The 21777-nt window shown below is 56.9% G+C and carries 19 protein-coding genes; 10 read left to right on the forward strand and 9 right to left on the reverse strand.

Going from position 1 to position 21777, the window contains the following annotated elements; translation table 11 throughout:
* Window positions 1-11: 11 nt before the first annotated feature.
* The 3 genes from F3I20_RS19465 (at window position 12) to F3I20_RS19475 (ending at window position 3811) form a co-directional block, all read left to right on the forward strand.
* A complete protein-coding gene (locus F3I20_RS19465; RefSeq protein WP_150014500.1) occupies window positions 12-1292 on the forward strand; it encodes an MFS transporter in 1281 nt (426 codons plus the stop codon).
* 212 nt (window positions 1293-1504) lie between these two features.
* Entirely contained in the window at window positions 1505-2479 is a 975-nt protein-coding gene (gene ghrB / locus F3I20_RS19470) for a glyoxylate/hydroxypyruvate reductase GhrB (protein WP_150014502.1), read from the forward strand.
* Between the two features lie 81 nt (window positions 2480-2560).
* Window positions 2561-3811 carry a valine--pyruvate transaminase gene (locus F3I20_RS19475; protein WP_150014504.1) on the forward strand — a complete coding sequence of 417 codons (1251 nt, stop codon included), beginning with the start codon at window positions 2561-2563 and terminating at the stop codon, window positions 3809-3811.
* On the opposite strand, the gene F3I20_RS19480 is transcribed toward F3I20_RS19475, so the two are convergent.
* The gene (locus F3I20_RS19480; RefSeq protein ID WP_150014506.1) at window positions 3808-5268 is read right to left on the reverse strand and encodes an aminotransferase-like domain-containing protein; all 1461 of its coding nucleotides are present in this window, start codon (window positions 5266-5268) and stop codon (window positions 3808-3810) included. The genes F3I20_RS19475 and F3I20_RS19480 overlap by 4 nt on opposite strands.
* Before the next feature lie 168 nt (window positions 5269-5436).
* Here F3I20_RS19480 and F3I20_RS19485 point away from each other — a divergent pair, with 168 nt between their 5' ends.
* Genes F3I20_RS19485 through F3I20_RS19510 form a run of 6 tightly spaced genes read left to right on the forward strand, consistent with a single transcriptional unit; the run spans window position 5437 to window position 11171 of the window.
* On the forward strand, window positions 5437-6903 hold the full coding sequence (locus F3I20_RS19485) for a hypothetical protein (protein ID WP_150014508.1): 1467 nt from the start codon (window positions 5437-5439) through the stop codon (window positions 6901-6903).
* 17 nt (window positions 6904-6920) lie between these two features.
* The gene (locus F3I20_RS19490) at window positions 6921-8195 is read left to right on the forward strand and encodes an ATP-grasp domain-containing protein (protein WP_150014510.1); all 1275 of its coding nucleotides are present in this window, start codon (window positions 6921-6923) and stop codon (window positions 8193-8195) included.
* Window positions 8183-8890 (forward strand): class II glutamine amidotransferase, encoded by a 708-nt coding sequence (locus tag F3I20_RS19495; RefSeq protein ID WP_150014512.1) that lies wholly within the window; start codon window positions 8183-8185, stop codon window positions 8888-8890. Before F3I20_RS19490 ends, F3I20_RS19495 begins: the two co-directional genes overlap by 13 nt.
* Window positions 8891-8895: 5 nt before the next feature.
* A complete protein-coding gene (locus F3I20_RS19500) occupies window positions 8896-9696 on the forward strand; it encodes a 2OG-Fe(II)-dependent halogenase WelO5 family protein (protein ID WP_150038135.1) in 801 nt (266 codons plus the stop codon).
* 41 nt (window positions 9697-9737) lie between these two features.
* On the forward strand, window positions 9738-10238 hold the full coding sequence (locus tag F3I20_RS19505; protein ID WP_150038136.1) for a YbaK/EbsC family protein: 501 nt from the start codon (window positions 9738-9740) through the stop codon (window positions 10236-10238).
* A 21-nt stretch (window positions 10239-10259) separates the two neighbouring features.
* The gene (locus F3I20_RS19510) at window positions 10260-11171 is read left to right on the forward strand and encodes an EamA family transporter (RefSeq protein ID WP_150014518.1); all 912 of its coding nucleotides are present in this window, start codon (window positions 10260-10262) and stop codon (window positions 11169-11171) included.
* Between the two features lie 292 nt (window positions 11172-11463).
* Here the strand turns inward: F3I20_RS19510 and ibpA are convergent, their stop codons facing one another.
* Entirely contained in the window at window positions 11464-11880 is a 417-nt protein-coding gene (ibpA, locus tag F3I20_RS19515) for a small heat shock chaperone IbpA (RefSeq protein WP_003849623.1), read from the reverse strand.
* A 294-nt stretch (window positions 11881-12174) separates the two neighbouring features.
* On the opposite strand from ibpA, the gene F3I20_RS19520 reads away from it, so the two are divergent.
* Window positions 12175-12543 (forward strand): YceK/YidQ family lipoprotein, encoded by a 369-nt coding sequence (locus F3I20_RS19520; RefSeq protein WP_304621851.1) that lies wholly within the window; start codon window positions 12175-12177, stop codon window positions 12541-12543.
* On the opposite strand, the gene F3I20_RS19525 is transcribed toward F3I20_RS19520, so the two are convergent.
* The 7 genes from F3I20_RS19525 to dnaA form a co-directional block, all read right to left on the reverse strand.
* A complete protein-coding gene (locus F3I20_RS19525) occupies window positions 12518-13777 on the reverse strand; it encodes a YidR family protein (RefSeq protein ID WP_150038138.1) in 1260 nt (419 codons plus the stop codon). The two genes, F3I20_RS19520 and F3I20_RS19525, sit on opposite strands and share 26 nt — an antisense overlap.
* A gap of 116 nt (window positions 13778-13893) precedes the next feature.
* The gene (gene yidA / locus F3I20_RS19530; RefSeq protein ID WP_150038139.1) at window positions 13894-14703 is read right to left on the reverse strand and encodes a sugar-phosphatase; all 810 of its coding nucleotides are present in this window, start codon (window positions 14701-14703) and stop codon (window positions 13894-13896) included.
* Between the two features lie 99 nt (window positions 14704-14802).
* Window positions 14803-15282 carry a NanQ anomerase/TabA/YiaL family protein gene (locus F3I20_RS19535; RefSeq protein ID WP_150038140.1) on the reverse strand — a complete coding sequence of 160 codons (480 nt, stop codon included), beginning with the start codon at window positions 15280-15282 and terminating at the stop codon, window positions 14803-14805.
* A 190-nt stretch (window positions 15283-15472) separates the two neighbouring features.
* Window positions 15473-17881 (reverse strand): DNA topoisomerase (ATP-hydrolyzing) subunit B, encoded by a 2409-nt coding sequence (gene gyrB, locus F3I20_RS19540; protein ID WP_150038141.1) that lies wholly within the window; start codon window positions 17879-17881, stop codon window positions 15473-15475.
* Between the two features lie 18 nt (window positions 17882-17899).
* The gene (gene recF / locus F3I20_RS19545; RefSeq protein WP_013359603.1) at window positions 17900-18985 is read right to left on the reverse strand and encodes a DNA replication/repair protein RecF; all 1086 of its coding nucleotides are present in this window, start codon (window positions 18983-18985) and stop codon (window positions 17900-17902) included.
* A gap of 118 nt (window positions 18986-19103) precedes the next feature.
* On the reverse strand, window positions 19104-20204 hold the full coding sequence (gene dnaN / locus F3I20_RS19550) for a DNA polymerase III subunit beta (RefSeq protein ID WP_150038142.1): 1101 nt from the start codon (window positions 20202-20204) through the stop codon (window positions 19104-19106).
* 4 nt (window positions 20205-20208) lie between these two features.
* The gene (dnaA, locus tag F3I20_RS19555; protein ID WP_150038143.1) at window positions 20209-21624 is read right to left on the reverse strand and encodes a chromosomal replication initiator protein DnaA; all 1416 of its coding nucleotides are present in this window, start codon (window positions 21622-21624) and stop codon (window positions 20209-20211) included.
* Window positions 21625-21777 lie beyond the last annotated feature (153 nt).

Raw genomic sequence — 21777 nt, forward strand, 5'->3', positions numbered from 1 at the left:
AGGAGTTCCCGATGAAAAAGCAGACAATCGCGCCAAAACGCTGGTGGTTCATCATGCCCATCGTGTTTATCACCTACAGCCTGGCGTATCTCGATCGTGCAAATTTTAGCTTCGCTTCTGCTGCCGGGATTAATGACGATCTCGGCATCACCAAAGGCATGTCCTCGCTGCTGGGTGCGCTGTTCTTCCTGGGTTACTTCTTCTTTCAGATCCCGGGCGCAATTTACGCCGAACGTCGCAGCGTCAAAAAACTGATTTTCGTCTGTCTGATCCTGTGGGGCGGTTGTGCCTCGCTGACCGGCGTGGTCAGCAACATTCCGATGCTGGCCGCGATTCGCTTTGTTCTGGGCGTCGTGGAAGCCGCCGTGATGCCTGCGATGCTGATTTATATCAGCAACTGGTTCACCAAATCGGAACGTTCGCGCGCCAACACCTTCCTCATCCTGGGGAATCCGGTCACGGTACTGTGGATGTCGGTGGTGTCGGGCTATCTGATTGAATCCTTTGGCTGGCGCGAGATGTTTATCTTCGAAGGCATTCCGGCGGTGGTCTGGGCGATTGCCTGGTGGTTCCTTGTACAGGATAAACCGGCACAGGCGCGCTGGATGAGCGATGCCGAAAAAGCAGCATTGCAGGCTGAACTGCAGAAAGAGCAGGAAAATATCAAAGCGGTGCGTAACTACGGCGAAGCGTTCCGTAACCGCAACGTCATCCTTCTCTGCCTGCAGTACTTTGCCTGGAGCATCGGCGTGTATGGCTTTGTACTGTGGCTGCCGTCGATTCTGCGCAACGGTACGCAGATGGGCATGGTAGAAGCAGGCTGGCTCTCAGCGGTGCCGTATCTGGCGGCGACCATTGCGATGGTGGTGGTCTCCTGGGCGTCGGACAAAACCCAGAATCGTAAGCTGTTCGTCTGGCCGCTGCTGCTGATTGGCGCGCTGGCATTCCTTGGCTCGTATCTGGTGGGATCGACCAATTTCTGGATGTCCTACACCCTGTTAGTGATTGCCGGTGCCGCGATGTATGCCCCTTACGGACCGTTCTTCGCCATCATTCCTGAGATGCTGCCACGTAATGTCGCGGGTGGCGCGATGGCGCTGATTAACAGCATGGGTGCGCTGGGGTCGTTCATCGGTTCATGGATTGTCGGCTATCTTAATGGGGCCACCGGCAGCCCGTCGGCGTCTTACATCTTCATGGGGTCGGCCCTGCTGGTTTCGGTGTGGCTGACGCTGATAGTAAAACCGGCGCAGAATAAAGCACCGCCGCTGCAGGGTGCGAAACCGGCCTGAAAGCGTAAACGCTAGAGATTGTTGACCCGCTTTGGCTCAGGGCACTGACACCGTCCGCAAGGACGCAAACCGCCATCCCCGGCCCGCGATGCTTTGCTACCGGTATCAGCGCCCATCGCTCCGGAGTCAGCAAACTAAAAGCGTAATCGTTAATCTCTGTTTCTCCGGGCGGCCCGCAAGCTGCCCGCTACTTATTGAACGGGAGCCACTGAATGAAACCCGCTGTAATTCTTTATAAAAAACTGCCTGATGATCTCTACGCACGCCTGGCTGAACAGTGTGACGTGACGGAAATCAGCGATCTGTCGCCAGAAAGCCAACAGCAGCACGCTGCGGTGTTTCAGCAGGCAGAAGGGCTGCTGGGATCGGGCGGTAAGGTGAACGGCGAGCTGCTGGCGAAAATGCCCAATCTGCGCGTTTGCTCCAGCGTCTCTGTGGGCTATGACAATTTCGATGTTGATGCCCTGAATCAGCGTCACGTGGTGCTGATGCACACCCCGACCGTGCTGACCGAAACCGTGGCGGACACGATGATGGCGCTGGTGCTGAGCACGGCGCGCCGGGTGCCGGAACTGGATGCCTGGGTGAAAGCGGGCAACTGGCAGAAGAGCATCGGTCCCGCGCAGTTCGGCATCGACGTGCACCATAAAACGCTGGGTATTCTCGGCATGGGTCGTATCGGCATGGCGCTGGCGCAGCGCGCGCACTTTGGCTTCGGCATGAAAATCCTCTACAACGCCCGCCGCGAACATGAAGAGGCGCAGTCGCGCTTTGGCGCGCAGCGCTGTGAACTGGAAGCATTGCTGAAGCAGAGTGATTTTGTCTGCATCAGCCTGCCGCTGACGGAAGAGACGCACCATCTGATCGGTGCCGCCGAGCTGGAACTGATGAAGCCGGATGCGGTGCTGATCAACGCCGGTCGCGGGCCGGTGGTGGATGAGCAGGCGCTGATTGCCGCGTTGCAGGCGGGCAAACTGCACGCCGCGGGGCTGGATGTGTTTGAGCAGGAGCCGGTCTCTGCCGACTCTCCGCTGCTGTCGCTGCCTAATGTGGTGACGCTGCCGCACATCGGTTCAGCAACGCATGAAACCCGTTACGGCATGATGCAGGATGCGGTAGAAAATCTCATCGCCGCGCTCGGCGGCAGCGTTGAGAAAAACTGCGTTAACCCGCAGGCGCTGAAGTAATCCCCACGCCTTCCCATTGCGCCCGCCGATGGCGGGCGTTATGGTGGACCCCCGATTCGCTATCACAAATATTTAACCGCTATGTCCTTTTCTCAGTTCGGCGACAAATTTACCCAACATTCCGGCATCTCACGTCTGATGGAAGATATGGGCGCGGGCCTCCGCACGCCCGGCACCATCATGCTGGGTGGCGGTAATCCGGCGCAAATTCCGGCCATGAACGACTACTTTCAGCAACTGCTGCAGCAGATGCATGAGGAAGGCAAACTCAGCGAGGCGCTGTGCAATTATGACGGTCCGCGTGGCAAAGCGACGCTGCTGGCGTCGCTGGCCGGACTGCTGAGTGAACAGCTCGGCTGGCCGATTAGCGCAGAGAATATCGCGCTGACGAATGGCAGCCAGAGTGCCTTCTTCTATCTGTTCAACCTGTACGCCGGTCGCCGGACCGATGGCAGCAAAAAGCGGGTGCTGTTCCCGCTGGCACCTGAATATCTTGGCTATGCAGATGCCGGTCTGGAAGAGGAGCTGTTTGTCTCGGCGAAGCCGAACATTGAGCTGCTGCCGGAAGGCCAGTTTAAATACCATGTCGATTTCGAGCATCTGCCGATGAACGATGATGTCGGGCTGATCTGCGTTTCGCGTCCGACCAACCCCACCGGCAATGTGATCACCGATGATGAGCTGATGCAGCTCGATGCGCTGGCACAGCAGCATGACGTGCCGCTGCTGATCGACAATGCCTATGGCGTGCCGTTCCCCGGCATCATCTTCAGCGAGGTGCGCCCGCTGTGGAATCCCAACATCATTCTCTGCATGAGCCTGTCGAAGCTCGGCCTGCCGGGTGCGCGTTGCGGCATCATTATCGCAGACGAGAAGACCATTACTGCGCTGAGCAATATGAACGGGATCATCAGCCTGGCGCCAGGCAGCATCGGTCCGGCTATCGCTAATGAGATGATCCGTCGTGGCGATCTGTTGCGGCTCTCCGAAGAGGTGATCAAGCCGTTCTATCAGCAGAAGGTGCAGCAGACCATCGCGATCCTGCGGCGCTATCTGACGGAAGAGCGCTGCCTGATCCATAAGCCGGAAGGGGCGATTTTCCTCTGGCTCTGGTTCCGCGATCTGCCGATCACCACCGAATTGCTTTATCAGCGGCTTAAAGCACGCGGCGTGCTGATGGTGCCGGGCCACTTCTTCTTCCCGGGACTGGAACAGGCGTGGCCGCACACCCATCAATGTATGCGGATGAACTACGTGCCGGATGCAGAGAACATCGAGCGGGCAGTGCAGATTCTGGCTGAAGAGGTTGAGATCGCCTGGCGCGACAGTTAATCCTGCTCTTCCTGTGAATCGGTTAACGACAGCTGGCACCACTGTGCCAGCTGCTGAATCGCCTGTTCCACCTCCGCATTCCAGCCGAAACCGGCATTCAGCCGGAAACAGTGATCGTAGCGCTGATCGGTGGCAAAAATGTGGCCCGGCGCAATCCCGATGCCCGCATTGCGCGCTTTCAGAAACAGCTCACGCACGTTCAGTGCCCCTCGTGGCATTTCCACCCACAGCACATAGCCTCCTTCCGGATCGGACACCTGCGTTCCCGCCGGAAATTCCCGCAGTACCGACTGCCGCATTTCACGGATTTGCCACGCCAGCTCGCGCCGCAGTTTGCGCAGGTGAGCATCATAGCCGCCGCTGCGCAGCAGCTCCGCTACCGCCGCCTGTGACAGCACTGAGGTGCCCATCGTAGAGGTATATTTGAGTGAAGCGATTTTGCGCATGTAGTTGACGCTGTGCACCCAGCCAATACGAATGCCCGGTGCCACGGTTTTAGAGAAGCCGCTGCAGAGAATGGCATTGGGGCTGAAGGCGCGCATCGGGAAGGGGCGACGCTCACCAAAGGCGGTATCGCCAAAAATATCATCCTCAATGATCACCACATCGTTTTCATCCGCCTGCCGCGCAATATAGGCTTTATGCTCGTTGGGAATGCTTTTGCCCAGCGGATTATTGATGTTGCACAGGGTAAGAAAGACCCGCACCGCTTTACGCTGAAACAGCCCGGTCAGCTTCGCCACATTCACATACCCTTCCGGCCCGGCTTCCACTTCAATCACCCGCAGATTCAGGTTATGTAGCATCTGCAGCAGCACGAAATAGCAGGGTGACTCTACGGCGACCACATCCCCCGGCTGGGTGGTGGCGCGCAGCGACAGCGAGATCGCCTCGATGCAGCCGTTGGTGATCAGGATATCATCGGTGCTGATATTGCAGCCGTAATCGACCGCACGGCGGGCAATCTCCGTTTTCAGCGGCGCATAGCCGGTGCCCTTGACCGTATTGCCGAGCAGGGCGGGTTTGCTGTAACCCATCTGGCGCATCAGCAGGCCGATGCGCTTGACCGGATAGAGCGCGCTGTCGCCGTTAGCCAGATCGAGGCGTACCCGGCAGTCTGAGCCAAGCATCGCCAGATGCAGTTCGGTCTGTTCATCCAGCGGTGCGATGGCGTGTGGCTGTTCGCTTATGGCGGGCAGCTGTCGTGAAGAGGGCCGCAGCGGGGCGACAAAAAAGCCCGATTTAGGACGGGCGACGGCGTAGCGCTCATCTTCCAGCGTGCGCAATGTTTTCAGGGCGGTGGTGAGGCTGACATTGTACTGCGTCGCCAGCGTGCGAACCGATGGCAGACGGCTGTCGGGAGCCAGCGAACCGGCATGAATGGCCTGCTTGATCTGTTCTGCTATCTGGCGGTAACGACTGCTCTGACTCTCGTGTTCCCCGATAACATCGGCCATCTGTTCCACCCCATATCGCGCTGATCTGTGCATATTCAACAGAGTACATTCAAAGTACTTTAGGCTGCATCTCTTAATTATTCATGATGCTGAACGGCACGGCGACCCCGCCAGCCACCGGGCTTCAGACCCTAAAGCGATTCTGTTCACCTGAGGGAAATGCGAGAAATGAATAATCTGCCCGCCATGATGAAGGAGATTGAAGCGTATCTGTCGCCCGCGATCATGGCGTCGACTCAGCGCTGCTCCGCCCGCCTGCTGGCGGCGTTACCGGATAAGCTGCAGCTGGAGAACAACCGTGTGCTGCTCGCCTATGGCGGCGGAAAAGACAGCAGCTACATGGTGGCTTATGTGCGATACATTCAGGGCCTGATCTGGCAGCAGCAGGGCAGCACTTTCTCTCTTCGGGTCAGTACCAACCGCCACGCGGCGATGAATCAGAGCGTGATGGAGAATATCCACCGCGTTTATCAGGCGCTGGCGATGCATGACGATGAACGGGCGGAATGTCTGGTGGTGGATGGCCTGCTGATCCGGCCGTTTGCCCGCGACCTGCCGATGCCGGAGAGCGTGCGGCAGCAGAACCGCCATGATGTGCTGATGAATGGACACCGCTTTCGCGCCGATGGTCGCTCCACCTTCTGCAATGCCTGTAATCTCAGCATGGTGAACTCCTTTGGCCTGGCGGCAGACTACAACGGCGGTGTGGATCTGATTGTTACCGGCGACTCGCCGCAGGAGCAGGCCGCCTATGTTGCCTGGGCGCGGCACCTCTCACGGCTGTTTGATGCGCACGTCACCCATAAAAGCCGCGGCTTCAGTGGCTTTCTCCAGACGCTGGACGGCGTGGCTGAGCGCTACTTCTCCGAGGTGTACGGTGCCGATCAACTGACACCCGCGCACCGCATTACTCACCAGCTGGCGCGCGATCCGCTGTTTTTCAACATCTATCAGGACACCGCCTATGAAGCGGGCGCGCACTGGGCACTGCTGAGCGAATTTATGCGTTTCCGTTTTGATGAACTGATGTTCAGCTTTTCTGAGTCCGACTGCGGTAATCCGACGCTGATGGCTCACCTGCGCGGACTGCGGGCTGAAACGCTGCTGCAGCGTAACTATGCCGAGGGGATCCGCGAATATGTGCGCTTTGCGCTGGGGCTGATGGTGAAGAAAGATTTCCCGCCACAGCTAATTGATGAGATGGCGGCACGTTATCAGGATGACGACGCCATCCACCAGCAGCGGCAGCGTGCGGCGGACTTCGCCCTGCAGGCGTTTAATCTTAGTGAAGATCAGCTGATCTGCATGATCTACTCACCCTTCCTGGCGCAGGGAGAACAGCTCGGACAGTGGCTGTCGCAGCAGCAGATTGCGCTGGATGAAACCATCATTCGCGACCTGCTTGAGCAACGCAGCGAGGATCTCGCACTGGCACAGCAGTTAACACAGCTCTCTGGCCTGACGCTGACGCAGATGCGGCACTGCTGGCAGAGCAGACCGGTCAGCTCCCTGCTTGAGGGCAAAAGCCGCGATCCGCTGTCGCGCGTCCTGCGTTTCGATCCCCACAAAGCGGTGATTCAGGTCAATAACGGTGTGCTCAACGACATCGTGACAGAAATCATTTCCGGGCGTTAACCCGGTAAGGCAAGGCGATGAAAAAGATTTTTCTGCAAATTGGCGCTACCCGCGATGGCCAGAACCCCTACTGTGAGGTGGCAAAGCGCGATGGCTATTTCACCGTACTGGCGGAAATGGGCGATTTTGTCGATTACCAGTCCTTAAGCCTGGCGCTGCCGTTTGATCTGATCATCCGCCTCGACCGTCCTGAGAATCCGTGGGAGGTCATGCAGGCCTATCTGCACGCCGGTTTGCTGGCGCATCCGATGGTGGTGCTGGCGGGCTTTGAAGCCTACAACGCCAGCGCCGGACGGCTGCGCGAGATGCTGGCCGGGCCTGACGCGCCCGCTGCCTTTATCCCGCTGGATAAATATGCGCAGCGCATGGCGCTGAAAAAAGCCTGGCCGCGCTTTCCGCAGCCGGAGTTCCGCTTTTTTGCCTCGCCGCTCAGCATTCTGGATGCGGAACAGGCGCTGATCTATCCCTGCGTCGTGAAGCCGGTTGATGGCGGTGGCGGACTGGGTATCTGGCTGATTGAGCGCGCCGATCAGCTGCACAGCGTGGTAACACAGCTGGTACAGACCATGAACTATGGCGGACGCGGCTTCAGCGGCTTTATTGTGGAAAGTGCCTTGATCGGCGAGGAGTTTTCATTGCAGGGCGTGGTGCATCAGGGGCATCCTCTGGCACTGACCTGCTGCCAGAAGGTGATAGAGCAGCACCGTGATAGTGAAGACTGCGTCAGCTTTTATGAGTCGGGGCATGTGGCGATGGCGGCAGCGGCCCTGCCAGCGTCGTTCAGCAGTCTGATGACCTTCTGCTGCGAAACCTTTGGCTATCGTCAGGGCGCGTTTCACATCGATTTCATTATGGTGAATGGCGTGCCGCATTTCCTGGAGATGGGATTCCGGCTCTCCGGCATGGGCGTGGCGACACTGGTGCAGGCGACGACGGGCATCAACTGGGCGGAAGTCACCTTCCGGCTGGAAGCGGGCGGCGCACTGCCCGCCTTTACCTTCACTCGATCCGGTGCGGTCGGCCAGCTGCGGTTACGGCAACCGGCGCAGTTGCAGGCGGCTGAACGCTGGATCGATCAGCATCAGCAGGGTGCGCTGTTGCCACCACTCAGATTGCCATCATTACAGGTTTCAAACCGATCCTCGCTCTATGCCGATCTGACCCGCCACGCAGGCATTCTGGCAACGTTCAGCCTGACGGCCACTGCGCGTGAACCCATTATGACTGCGTTTCAGCATGTGATTGCCGCGCAATCCATCACCGCAGGGAGAGACAAAGTATGTGCAGGATGATTCTGGCGCATGGCCAGTTCGACAGCGCCCGGATTCTGGAGGCGGCGCGGGCCATGAGCTGCGGCGAGGGTGCCGAACACGATGGTCCGATCAAATCACATCCCAACGGCTGGGGCTGTCTGTGGCTGGAAGAGGGCGAGATTCGAAACCTGCACGGCACTGGCCCGTTCGCAGATGCCCTGCCGGGGATAGATGTCGATCGCCTGCGTAGCCGGTTTCTGGCGGTGCATGTGCGTCATGCCACGCTGACTAAAAATCAGGGGATCGAATTTTCGCATCCGCTGTGGCGCAACAGCGCCGGACATCAGTGGTACATGATGCATAACGGCTTTCTGCCGACGATTTACCGCCAGCTTGGCCTGGCGGAATCCCGCTTTGATTCCGAAGAGTATCTGCGCTACCTGGTGGATCAGACCACACCCGCCGATTTCACTCGCGACTATCTGCGCGCAAAGATGGCGCAGATTGAGCCAGGCGGCAGCGCAGGCAATGCCATCTTCGTCACCCGCGACAAAGCCTGGGCATGGCAGTGGTACCCGCACGACACCCCTTTCCCTGACTATTTTACGATGCATTTTCGGCAACAGGACGGTTGCACGCTGATCGCCTCTGAACCCGTGACAATACCAGGCAGCGCCGGTAACTGGCGGCGAATGAACAATCATGAACTCTATGAAATACCGTTTAGGGAGTGATAAACATGGCTATTTTCAATCAGTTCCGCGTGATTAATCCCAACATGTTTGTGGAATCGACCTGGCTGGATGACATCGTCACCGCACGGGTGCCGCTGCTGGTGCTGCGTAATTTCCTGACGCCAGAGGTGCGGGAAACGGTGGTGGCTGATCTGCAGCGCTGCCGGGAAAAGATCCGTGTCTCTCACTATCCCAATGGCGCGCTGACCACGCTGGGTCCCTATCTGGCGCGCCATACGGCGGCTCCCGATAACTATTTTACCGAGCTGCGTGATATCCAGCCGGCGTTGCCGCCCTCACTTAATCAATTGCGCGAACAGATTTACGGCTGGGTTCAGCATGCGCTGCGGCTGGAAAGCTTAAACATCGCCCACGAACCGGGTTGTGGTGATTACGCCGGTTCTATCGTGCGCTTTCACGCCAATGGGGTCGCGAACCCGCTGCATAACGACAATATCGTGCGCGATGCCGCAGAGAACTCGCTGGTGGTGACGCAGATTCTGCATCAGCTCAGCTGTGTGGTCTGCCTGCAGGAGTGCAACGCCGGTGGCGCGCTGCGTATCTACAACAAAAAGTGGACACCGGAGGATGAGCAGTTCAAAACCGCCGGTGAGCTGGGCTATCGCAGTGGCGTGATTGAAAACAGCGAGATCTGCGAATTTTCACCACGCAGTGGTGATATCTATCTGTTTAATCCTGCCTTTTATCATGAGATCGACCGGGTCGAAGGTGATACCCGCATCACCATGGGATTCTTTTTCGGGCTGACCGATAAAAAGATGAAACACGCTATTGCCTGGAGTTAAGCCAGGTTGTGCAAGAAGCTGTGCCAGAAGAGGAGAAGGGAATGACAACGTTTGAAAAAATTACTGCGCTGCTGGATCAGCATCAGGCCAGCTATCGCGTGGTGGAGCATGAGGCGGTCGGTCAGACCGATCAGATCAGCCAGATCCGCGGTAATGCACTGGGTCAGGCGGCCAAAGCGATGGTGCTGGAGGTGAGCATGCCGGACGGTGCGCCCCCGCGACAGCTGCTGGCGATTGTGCCGGGCGACTGCCGCATCAATTTCAAAAACGCGGCGCGCGCCATCGGCGGCAGGAAATCCTCTTTTGCCGCGCCTGAACTGGCGCAGGCACTGACCGACTGTGTGATGGGTGCGGTGCCGCCGTTTAGTTTTGATGACCGGCTGGCGCTGCGGGTCGATACCCGGCTGCAGCAGGTCGGAACATTATGGTTTAACGCGGGCGAGCTGGATAAATCGATCGCACTGGCTGCAGATGACTATTTTCGCATCGTGGGTGAAGGCTGTTGTGCTGATATTGCGTCCCCGATTGCGATCACCGCCTGACGGCGGCTCAAGGAGTTTCAGATGTCGGTAAAAGATATGCTGTTAGCGTTGTGTGTGGTGGTGGCGTGGGGCGTGAATTTTGTGGTGATTAAGCTCGGATTGCAGGGCATGCCGCCTTTTTTGCTGGCCGGACTGCGTTTCGCTCTGGTCGCCTTTCCCGCCATTTTCTTTGTGCGTCGCCCGCCGATCCCGCTGCGCTGGCTGGTGGTTTACGGCATGACGATCAGTTTTGGTCAGTTTGCGTTTCTGTTCCTGGCGATCAAGCTCGGCATGCCAGCCGGTCTGGCCTCACTGGTGCTGCAGGCGCAGGCCTTCTTTACCCTGTTGCTGGGCGCGCTGTTGCTGGCGGAAAAGCTGCGCTGGAATCATATCGTCGGGATTATCATCGCCACGCTGGGGATGTTTATGCTGGCGACGGCAGGAATGGAAGGGCAGACCAGCGCCGGGATTACGCTGACCACCATGATGCTGACCCTGTCGGCGGCGCTGTCATGGGGCCTGGGGAATATCACCAATAAGATTATTATGCGGAACCGCAGTGTACCGATCATGTCGCTGGTGGTCTGGAGTGCGCTGGTGCCGGTCATTCCGTTCTTTGCCTGTTCGCTGCTGTTTGAGGGGCAGGCCGCCATCGTTAATAGCCTGCTGCACATCGGCCTGCAGACCGTGCTGGCGCTGTTCTACCTGGCATTTGTCGCCACCATCGTTGGCTACGCTATCTGGGGGAATTTACTGAGCCGCTATGAAACCTGGCGCGTCGCGCCGCTATCGCTGCTGGTACCGGTGGTGGGGATTATTACCGCCGCCCTGGTGCTGGATGAGCACCTCTCTGGTCAGCAGATGCTGGGTGCGGTGGTGATTATTCTGGGGCTGCTGGTGAATGTGTTTGGGGGCGTGCTGGGTCAGCGTTTAGCGATGCGAACGCAGCCGTAAGGGCAAGGCTGGCGTCAGATATAAGGGCAAAAAATATCGCCTTGAGGTCAGGTGACAGGCTCAGGGAGCATACGCCTTTCGCAAAGACGCAATAGACGCCATCCCTGGCATGCTCAGCGCGGCCCATCCTTGGTCCGCGATGCTTTGCTACAGGCGTATGCTCCCATCGCTTTGAACTTATCAGCCGTCTGAAACAGGGGATCGGAGCAACATTTTTTGCCTAATGAATCTCCACTGATCTTAAAAACGAAAAACGCCGCATTAGCGGCGTTTTTTATGGTTACTTCAGAAATTACTTCAGAATCTCAATACGGCGTGGTTTCGCCTCTTCCGGCACCAGTCGTTCAAGATCGATGCTCAGCAGACCATTTTCGAGACGGGCATCGCGCACCACAATGTGGTCGGCGAGCTGGAATTTACGCTCGAAGTTACGCTCGGCGATTCCCTGATACAGGTACTTACGCTCGGCCTGCTCTTCAGGATGGGCACCCCGCACGATCAGCACGTTATCGTGCGCCGTGATATCCAGTTCGCTCTGAGAAAAACCGGCCACCGCAATGGTTATGCGATAGTGATTTTCATCGACCAGTTCAACGTTATAGGGAGGATAGCCGCCATTGCTCTGATTCTGATTAGATTCGAGCAGGTTAAACAGGCGATCAAAACCGATAGCAGAGCGATAAAGTGGGGTGAGATCAAAGTTACGCATATTAAGACTCCTGAAATTCAGCAAGTTTTGGCAACCTTCCACTATTGGACAGGCTGGATACGGTACCTCACTGTCCCTTGCGGCGACGGTGAGTGCGTCCGTAAACTAAAAATGGGTGTCACAAAACGATTTTCAAGAGGGCGAAATGCAATTTTTTTCGCCAAATTGCGGAAATGACATACACTCACTCAGGACTACTTTTGCCAGACGCAGACGGACTTCGCCCCAGAGTGTTGACGTTGTCTGGCAAGCCAACTCAGCCAGGTTTATGCCATGACTGAAGGGATGATGATGATGAAATTGATGAAGACCTTACCTCTGGCTGGAATGGTGTGCTGCGCGATGGCAACAACAAGCTGTTCCAGCGTGATGTCTCATACCGGTGCGAGTCAGGGCTATTATCCCGGTACCCGTGCCAGCGCCGACATGTTGACTGACGGTGATACCAGCTGGGCGCTGAAGCCACTGGCGCTAATCGATCTTCCTTTCTCTGCCGTGCTGGATACGCTGCTGCTGCCGTGGGACTACTACCGTAGCGATAAAGACAAATCTCTCGACTCCCCACGTGAACGTATCCTGCAGAGCGAAAGGCTGGCGCATACTAACGAAAGCCTGGCACAGGCGCAGCCTATGCCACCTATGCGGTCACAGCCGCAACCGTAAAGAGCTGTTGCCAGCCATTCACCTCACGCATAAAAGCAATCTGTGACCCGTCAGGTGACCAGACCACCGCATCGCCTGATGGCGCGTCTTCCGTTCTGCGGGTCAGGCGCTGACACGCGCCGCTCTCAACGTCACATCGCATCACGCTGTTATCGCAGATAAAGGCAATTGACTGGCCGTCAGGATGCCAGCTAAAGGCGGACTGAATGCTATGGCTGAGTTCGGTGATCTGACGCGGTTCGCCGCCGTTGGGAGAGACCGTCCAGAGCTGGATCACCGCACCGGCATCCGCCATCAGAAATGCGATCTGGCTGCCATCGGGCGCAGTACGCAGCCAGTGGCGCGGTTGCAGCGCCACGCCACGACTGTGCGTCAGGCGACGCTGCTGCACGCCAGCCGGTGGTGCCGGTAACTGTGTGCTGGTGCCCTCCAGCGGCCTCTCTCCGGCGCGAGCGTAATTTTCCAGTTCGTCAGGCAGATCAACAATGAAGACTTCAGGACGCTTCTCACCCTGCGCCGTCAGCGTGTCGCCAATAAAAGCGATGGCCCAGCGCTGCCAGCGACCGTCCGGTTTCTGATAGCCACGCTCACCGACCCAGCACTCCTCATAAGCACGATTGATCTGGTCACTGCCCGGCTGCGGTGCCGCATGCGTCCTGCTCACCAGCAGGCAAAAATACGTGCCGTCATACTCGCGCGGATGCTGTTTAACTGGCGTCACCGCGCGCAGCGGCACCGCGATACCAACGTTGCGCAGATCGAGACGGCTATCCCGCTCATGCATGACATGGTCATTGTAGGTAAAGCTGAGGCGTGAACCGTCGGGGCTGAAGACATGCACATGCGAGCCGCCACGCAGCGCGCCAGGGGTAAAGGGGGGTGTGATATCGCAGGCATCCAGATTCACCGCCGCGCCGTTCTCAACAATCACACCGCGCCGGTGGTGGAAGTCATACTGCCAGCTGGCATCGGGATGTTCCGGGCCATGAATGCAGACGTAGCGCGGGGGCAGATCGGGGCTGACCGTCACGACGCCGACATGCGCTCCGTCCCGAGCCTGATAGAGCACCTCAATGTCACCGGTTAGCACATTGACCCGCTCAATGGTCTGGCTGGTAAAGGAGGCACCTGACGGACGGACGTCAAACGCCAGCCACTGGCTGTCGGCCGTCCAGACATTGATATTGGTGAGCTGATGCTGGCGGGCAGCAAAGGTGATCTGTTTTTCTGACATGATGAAACCCACGGAGAAAGCGTTGCCCGACAAATTACGCGATTCCGTTTTGCGGTGCAGCTTTTTTGGCGGGTTAAGGAAGCCGGGCCGCAGCGGCCCGGCAGAGAACGGGAGTGTTACAGTACTAACTCATCAATGGCATGGGCGACGCCATCTTCCATATTGGTTCGGGTAATGAACTGTGCGATTTTTTTAACGGAATCAATGGCATTACCCATGGCGACACCCGTACCAGCGTATTCAATCATCGCCAGGTCATTCTCCTGATCGCCAATCGCCATCACTTCTTCCTGCTTCAGGCCGAGCTTCTCAGCCAGCATTCTGACGCCCTGGCCTTTGTTCACCCGACGATCGAGGATCTCAAGGTAATACGGCGCGCTCTTCAGAATGGTGTAAGTCTGATGAGCCTTTTCCGGCAGGCGGGCAATTGCTGCGTCGAGCAGGGCAGGCCGGTCAATCATCATCAGTTTCGGGAAGCGCATAGCGCGATCCATCTCTTCCACAGCGCGATAGCGCACCGGAATGCCGGTCAGACTCGCTTCATGGATGGTGTATTCGCTGATGTCTTTGTTCGGCGTGTAGAGATGAGATTTATCGAACGCCTGGAAATGGACGCCAAGCTCACGCGCCAGACTCTCAATGTAGAGATAGTCGTCAAAGGTCAGCGTCACTTCTGCCACACACTCACCATCTGCCGCCTGATGAACCAGCGCACCGTTGTTGCTGATCGCGTACTGGCCGGGTGCCTGCATATCCAGCTCCATCAGATAGCGCTGGATACCCACAAACGGCCGGCCCGTGGTCAGCACAATCGATACTCCCTGCTGACGGGCGCGATCGAGGGCAGATTTCACCCCCGGCGTGATCTCATGTTGCGGGTTGAGCAGGGTGCCATCCATGTCGATAGCGATCAATTTAATAGCCATAGAGTCCTCGTAGCGTCTGGGTTTTCTTCAATGCTAGCGCGATTCAGCGCACATTGACTAGTTTCCTGGCAGGCGAGAATGGCCGGCTGACCGCCAGATTCAGGCGGTGAAGAGATCGCGGTGGATTTTAATCACGGCTTTTCGGATTGGTGCGGGCTCTCCAGGCGCGCAGCAGGGGCGATGAATATCGTGCGGGAAAAAGAGCGCGAACATGCCGGGCAGCAGTGTAATCACCGACTCATTTGAAATCGTCTGATAAAACACGACGTCGCGCTGCCCGGCAAAATCTTCGGTAATTTTCTGGTCGGCATGGGCGCGTGCCACGCCGATATTCTCGGTGCCTGCCAGCAGATACTGAATATCGATGTAGTTAAAGTGGGACTCTGCACGACGCGCGCTGGCAGGTTCAGTCATCATCTCCTGCACCAGACAGAACATTTTGTTGTCAGGCAGGATCTCATATTTGCCGGTGTCCAGCTGGCTGAAATCGGTTCCCGCAATCCAGCTTATCGCCTGATCGATGACCGGATGAAAGGCGTGGCGTTCTCTGTTCCAGTCGTGACGATCGCAAACAATCATGGTGTAACTCCCTGTAAAAATGAGTGCGCCGGAATAGCGCAAAGAGAGGCAAGAGTAAGGGAGCTGACCGGGTTAAAACGTGATCGGGGTCGCAGCATGTGGGCAGCAGGACCCGACTCGCCAGGTTTTCGCCCATACGGCACAAAAAAAGGCCATCACCTTAGTGATGGCCTGTTATGTCCGCTACCGATTAAATATCGATATTGGCCGCTTTCAGCGCATTCTCTTCGATGAAGGCGCGGCGCGGTTCGACCGCATCGCCCATCAGGGTCGTGAACAGCTGATCAGCACCAATCGCATCTTTAATAGTCACGCGCAGCATACGACGGCTGTCTGGATCCATGGTGGTTTCCCACAGCTGATCCGGGTTCATCTCGCCCAGACCTTTGTAGCGCTGGACCGACAGGCCGCGACGCGACTCTTTCACCAGCCACTCAATCGCCTGTTCAAAGCTGGCTACCGGCTGACGACGCTCACCACGTTCAATGTAAGCATCTTCTTCCAGCAGACCACGAAGTTTGCCACCCAGAGCACAGATTTTACGGTACTCAGGTCCCTGAATAAACTCGGCTTCCAGCGGATAGTCGGTATCCACACCGTGGGTGCGGACGCGCAGCACCGGCTCGAACAGGTTCAGTTCGCGGTTTTCACGCACCTGTGCCAGATAAGTACTGCCGTGCGCTTCACGTTCAGTCAGATAGCTTACCAGGCCGTTCAGCCAGCGAGTGACCTCAGCTTCGTTGCTCAGGTCGCCGAGCGTGTCGTGATAAATCATCGCACGCAGCATGGCCATCGGATAACGGCGTTCCATACGCTTGATCATCTTCTGGGTGCTGTTGAAGTCAGAGACCAGCGTTTCCAGCGGCTCACCGCCCAGCGCAGGCGCGCTGGCATTGGTGTGCAGCGTTGCACCATCAAGGGCGATAGCGATCTGGTATTGGTCCATCGCCTCGTCATCTTTGATGTACTGCTCCTGCTTGCCTTTTTTCACTTTGTAGAGCGGCGGCTGGGCGATGTAAACGTGTCCGCGCTCAATGATTTCAGGCATCTGGCGATAGAAGAAGGTCAGCAGCAGGGTACGGATGTGTGAACCATCGACGTCGGCATCGGTCATGATGATGATGCTGTGATAGCGCAGCTTGTCCGGGTTGTACTCATCGCGACCAATACCGCAACCCAGTGCGGTGATCAGCGTGGCCACTTCCTGCGAGGCGAGCATCTTGTCGAAACGCGCTTTCTCAACGTTAAGGATCTTACCTTTCAGCGGCAGAATCGCCTGGTTCTTACGGTTACGGCCCTGTTTAGCCGAGCCGCCTGCGGAGTCACCCTCCACCAGGTAGATTTCAGAGAGCGCCGGGTCGCGCTCCTGACAATCCGCCAGTTTGCCTGGCAGACCGGCCAGATCCAGCGCGCCTTTACGGCGGGTCATTTCACGGGCGCGGCGTGCTGCTTCACGAGCACGGGCGGCATCGATAATTTTGCCCACGACGATTTTGGCGTCTGACGGGTTTTCCAGCAGGTATTCGGCCAGCAGTTCATTCATCTGCTGCTCAACCGCCGATTTCACCTCTGACGAGACCAGCTTATCTTTAGTCTGTGAGGAGAATTTTGGATCCGGGACTTTCACCGAAACCACGGCGATCAGACCTTCACGCGCATCATCACCAGTGGCGCTGACTTTGGCTTTCTTGCTGTAACCCTCTTTATCCATGTAGGCATTCAGGGTACGCGTCATCGCCGCACGGAAACCGGCAAGGTGGGTACCGCCATCGCGCTGCGGAATGTTGTTGGTAAAGCAGTAAATATTTTCCTGGAAGCCGTCGTTCCACTGCAGCGCCACTTCCACGCCAATGCCATCTTTCTCGGTAGAGAAATAGAACACGGTAGGGTGAATCGGGGTTTTGTTTTTGTTGAGGTACTCAACAAACGCTTTGATGCCGCCTTCGTAATGGAAGTGATCGGTTTTGCCATCACGCTTGTCTTCCAGACGAATCGACACACCCGAGTTCAGGAACGACAGTTCGCGCAGGCGTTTTGCCAGGATGTCATACTCGAAATCGCGCACGTTGGTAAAGGTTTCATAGCTTGGCCAGAAACGTACGCGGGTACCGGTGATATCGGTATCACCAGTGACCGCCAGCGGTGCCTCAGGTACGCCATGGACGTAAATCTGCTGATGCACTTTGCCTTCACGACGAATGGTCAGCTCCAGCTTCTGCGACAGGGCGTTAACGACAGAGACGCCCACGCCGTGCAGGCCGCCGGAGACTTTATAGGAGTTATCATCGAACTTACCGCCCGCATGCAGCACGGTCATGATCACTTCAGCAGCGGAAACGCCCTCTTCTTCGTGAATACCGGTAGGAATGCCGCGTCCATCATCCTGCACCGAGACGGAGTTATCCGCATGGATAGTGACTACGATGTCACTACAGTGACCAGCGAGCGCTTCGTCGATTGCGTTATCCACGACCTCGAATACCATGTGATGCAGACCGGTACCGTCATCGGTATCGCCGATATACATGCCCGGGCGTTTGCGTACCGCATCAAGTCCTTTCAGGACTTTAATACTTGAGGAGTCATAAGAATTCGACATCAACGTTTCTCGCTCATTTTAATCTTCAGGTTGAACCGCTATTTTACCCTGTTCCACGCGGAACATCTTGCCCTTTTCGTCGGTCATGTCGATTACATGTCCGGCAGAAATGGCGCTGACAAAGACCTGAGCCTGAGTGGCTTTTAACCGGTCCGCCAGCAGGCGTCGGCGACTCTCATCCAGTTCAGAAGCAAAGTCATCAATGAGGTAAATACAGCGGCGTCCGCTCTGGCTTGTCAGGAACTCGCCCTGTGCCAGACGCAATGCACACATCAGCAGTTTTAACTGCCCGCGTGAGAGTAAATCTTCGACCGGCGTCCCTTCAGCGCGAATACGAAAATCGGCTTTATGGGGACCGCTGGCGGTATAGGTCAGTGCGCGGTCGCGCTCAAAATTACGTTCCAGCAGTTCGGCGTAGTCGCTCTCTTTGTCCCAGCCACGCTGGAAGGAGAAGCGCAGCTCAAACTCCGGCAGAAACTGGGCACAGGTGGCAGTGATCTCTGCTGAAATCGCCGCACTGTATTCCGCCCGCCACTGGCTGATCTGTTCCGCCAGCGGAACCAGCTCCTGATCCCAGGGACGAATCTGGCTGTAACGTGAAACCTGGCGCAGCGCCGCGTTCCGCTGCTTAAGTAGCCGACGCATGTTGTTCCAGGCGTTAAAGAAGCCGGGCGTATTATGGAAACAGCCCCAGTCGACATAGGCTCTGCGGTATTTGGGGCCGCCATTCAATAAACTAAAGCCTTCGGGCGTAATTAACTGCATCGGCAGCAGCTGCGCCAGCTCGGCGACCTTGTGACCATCGCTGCCGTCAATGCGCACTTTGCTGTCACCGGCCCGGTTTTTGGTCAGCCCGACGGAGATTTCCCGCTCTTTGCTTTCCAGACGGCCGTGCAGCACAAACGCCGCCTCGTCGTGGCGGATCACACGGCCCGCCTGCAGACTGCGAAACGATCGGCCATGCCCCAGCGTATGGATCGCCTCTAAAACGCTGGTTTTCCCGCTGCCGTTGACGCCGACCAGGAAATTAAAGCCGGGTGCCAGCTGCAGGTCAGCCTGCTCGATATTACGAAAATCTTTGATAAGAAGGCGGGTTAAAGCCATGAATCAATCCAGCGTGAAGGGCAATAGTCGGGATGAAATGGGTTTTGCCTTTTAGCGATCCAGTGCGGTGACGGCGAAGCAGGTTTGCCCGATATTGCCGTCACCAGGCCGATATATCCTATAAGCGCATGGGCATGACGACGTAGGCCGCTGCGGGACTTGCTACATCCTCAATCTGCACGCTCGACACCGAATCCGTCAGCAGCAGGCGGACGTTTTCGCACTTCAGCGCGTTCAGCACATCCAGCACGTAACTGACGTTGAAGCCAATCTCCAGCTCGGTGCCGTTGTAGCTGACGTCCAGCATCTCTTCCGCTTCTTCCTGTTCAGGATTATTAGCGGTGATCTTCAGCTGATTTTCAGTGATATAGAGGCGAACGCCGCGGAACTTCTCATTCGAGAGGATCGCCGCACGGGCAAAGGCCTGTTTGAGCAGATCGCAGCCCGCTTCCAGCACTTTGTCAGGATTCTTCGGCAATACGCGGCGATAATCGGGAAAACGACCATCAACCAGCTTAGAGGTGAAGATATAGTCACCGACATGCGCCCGGATGTTGCTGCCGCCAATCTGAACCTGCAGCGGATTTTCGCCGCCATCCAGCAGGCGCAGCAGCTCAATGACGCCCTTACGCGGCACAATTACCGAGTGACTCGGCAGCGCCTGACCAATCGGCATCGAGCAAACGGCCAGACGGTGACCATCAGTGGCCACGGTGCGCAGCTCTTCCCCTTCGGTTTCAAACATCATGCCATTGAGGTAGTAACGCACATCCTGATGCGCCATCGAGAACTGAGTCGCTTCGATCAACCGTTTCAGCGTTGCCTGCGGCAGGGTGAATTCAACTTCACTCTGCCAGTCGTCCAGATTCGGGAAGTCACTGGCGGGCAGGGTCGACAGCGAAAAACGGCTGCGGCCAGAGCGAACCAGCATGCGATCGCCTTCCAGCGCCAGCGTAATTTCTGCGCCATCGGGCAATCCGCGACAGATATCGAGGAATTTGCGCGCTGGCACGGTGGTAGAGCCAGGCTCATGCGCCTGCTTCAGCGCTACGCGCGCGACCATCTCCATTTCCAGATCGGTCCCGGTCAGCAACAGCGACCCTTCCGTTACCTGCAGCAGCAGGTTTCCAAGGATCGGCAGTGTCGGACGACCGCCCAGCGGGCCACTTACTTGCTGCAGCGGCTTCAGCAGCTGCTCACGTTCAACAATAAATTTCATAGCGTCAGGAAGATAATGTTCTGATGAGATTAGAGAAATCTTCTTTGATATCGTGGCTCTCTTCACGCAGCTGCTCAATCTTGCGGCAGGCATGAAGCACCGTTGTGTGGTCGCGACCCCCAAAAGCATCGCCAATTTCTGGCAAGCTATGGTTCGTCAACTCTTTCGCCATCGCCATCGCCATCTGGCGCGGACGCGCTACCGAGCGCGAACGGCGCTTGGAAAGCAGATCCGCCACCTTAATCTTGTAGTACTCAGCCACGGTCTTCTGAATATTATCGATGGTGACCAGCTTTTCCTGCAGCGCCAGCAGATCGCGCAGCGCTTCGCGCACGAAGTCGATGGTGATTGCCCGGCCGGTAAAGTTGGCATTAGCGATCACGCGATTCAGCGCGCCTTCCAGCTCACGCACGTTAGAGCGTAAACGCTTAGCAATAAAGAAGGCGACTTCACCGGGCAGACGGATGTCATTTTCATCCGCTTTTTTCATCAGGATCGCCACGCGCGTTTCCAGCTCAGGCGGCTCGATCGCCACCGTTAAACCCCAGCCGAAACGTGATTTAAGACGATCTTCCACTCCGTTGATCTCTTTCGGATAGCGATCCGAAGTGAGGATGATCTGCTGATTGCCCTCTAATAAGGCATTAAAAGTGTGGAAGAACTCTTCCTGCGACCGCTCTTTATTCGCAAAGAACTGAATATCATCGATCAGCAGCGCGTCGACAGAACGGTAATAGCGTTTGAACTCTTCAATCGCGTTGTTCTGCAGCGCTTTAACCATATCCTGTACAAAACGTTCGGAGTGCATGTAAACCACTTTTGCATTGGGTTTACGGGCAATGATGCCGTTGCCGACTGCGTGCAGCAGGTGCGTTTTACCGAGACCGGTGCCGCCATACAGAAACAGCGGGTTGTAAGCGCCGCCTGGATTATCCGCCACCTGACGTGCCGCCGCGCGCGCCAGCTGGTTGGATTTACCTTCGACGAAGTTATCGAAGTTATGACGGTTATTCACATTCGAGCGATAGGTGACGTCGGCCGGTGCCGGGACATTATCCCAACTGGGACGCACGATCTGCGCCGGGGCCGGACGGATGTGACTCTGCACAGGCATGACGGGTGCGCTGACGCTGGCCATGACTGGCTGGCTGATCACGGCCGCCTGCTGCTGAACCGGGCGCGTGCCGACTTCAAAACGCAGCGCGGGCACGTTCGGGCCACAGAATTCATTCAGCAGCGCATTGATACTATTGAGGTATTTATCCCGGACCCAGTCGAGTACGAAGCGATTTGGAGCATACAAGGCAAGCGTATTGTCGTTTAACTCAGCCTGCAGTGGACGGATCCACATGCTGAATTCGGTGGCAGGAAGCTCATCCTGCAAACGGGCAAGACACTGTTGCCAAAGCGTAAGTGACACGGCGGACTCCACTCGTACAAATTCGATAAGAATAGTAGGCGTTACTCTAAGAAACGTTCATTTTTGACACAGACGCTAAGAAAGCGCCTGCGACCGCTATCAGCGGTTTCCCGTCCTGCAATCATCGGAGGATCGTCAGCGGAAGGGCGGATC

It is taken from the genome of Candidatus Pantoea gossypiicola (assembly GCF_008632075.1).
Taxonomy (GTDB): domain Bacteria; phylum Pseudomonadota; class Gammaproteobacteria; order Enterobacterales; family Enterobacteriaceae; genus Pantoea; species Pantoea gossypiicola.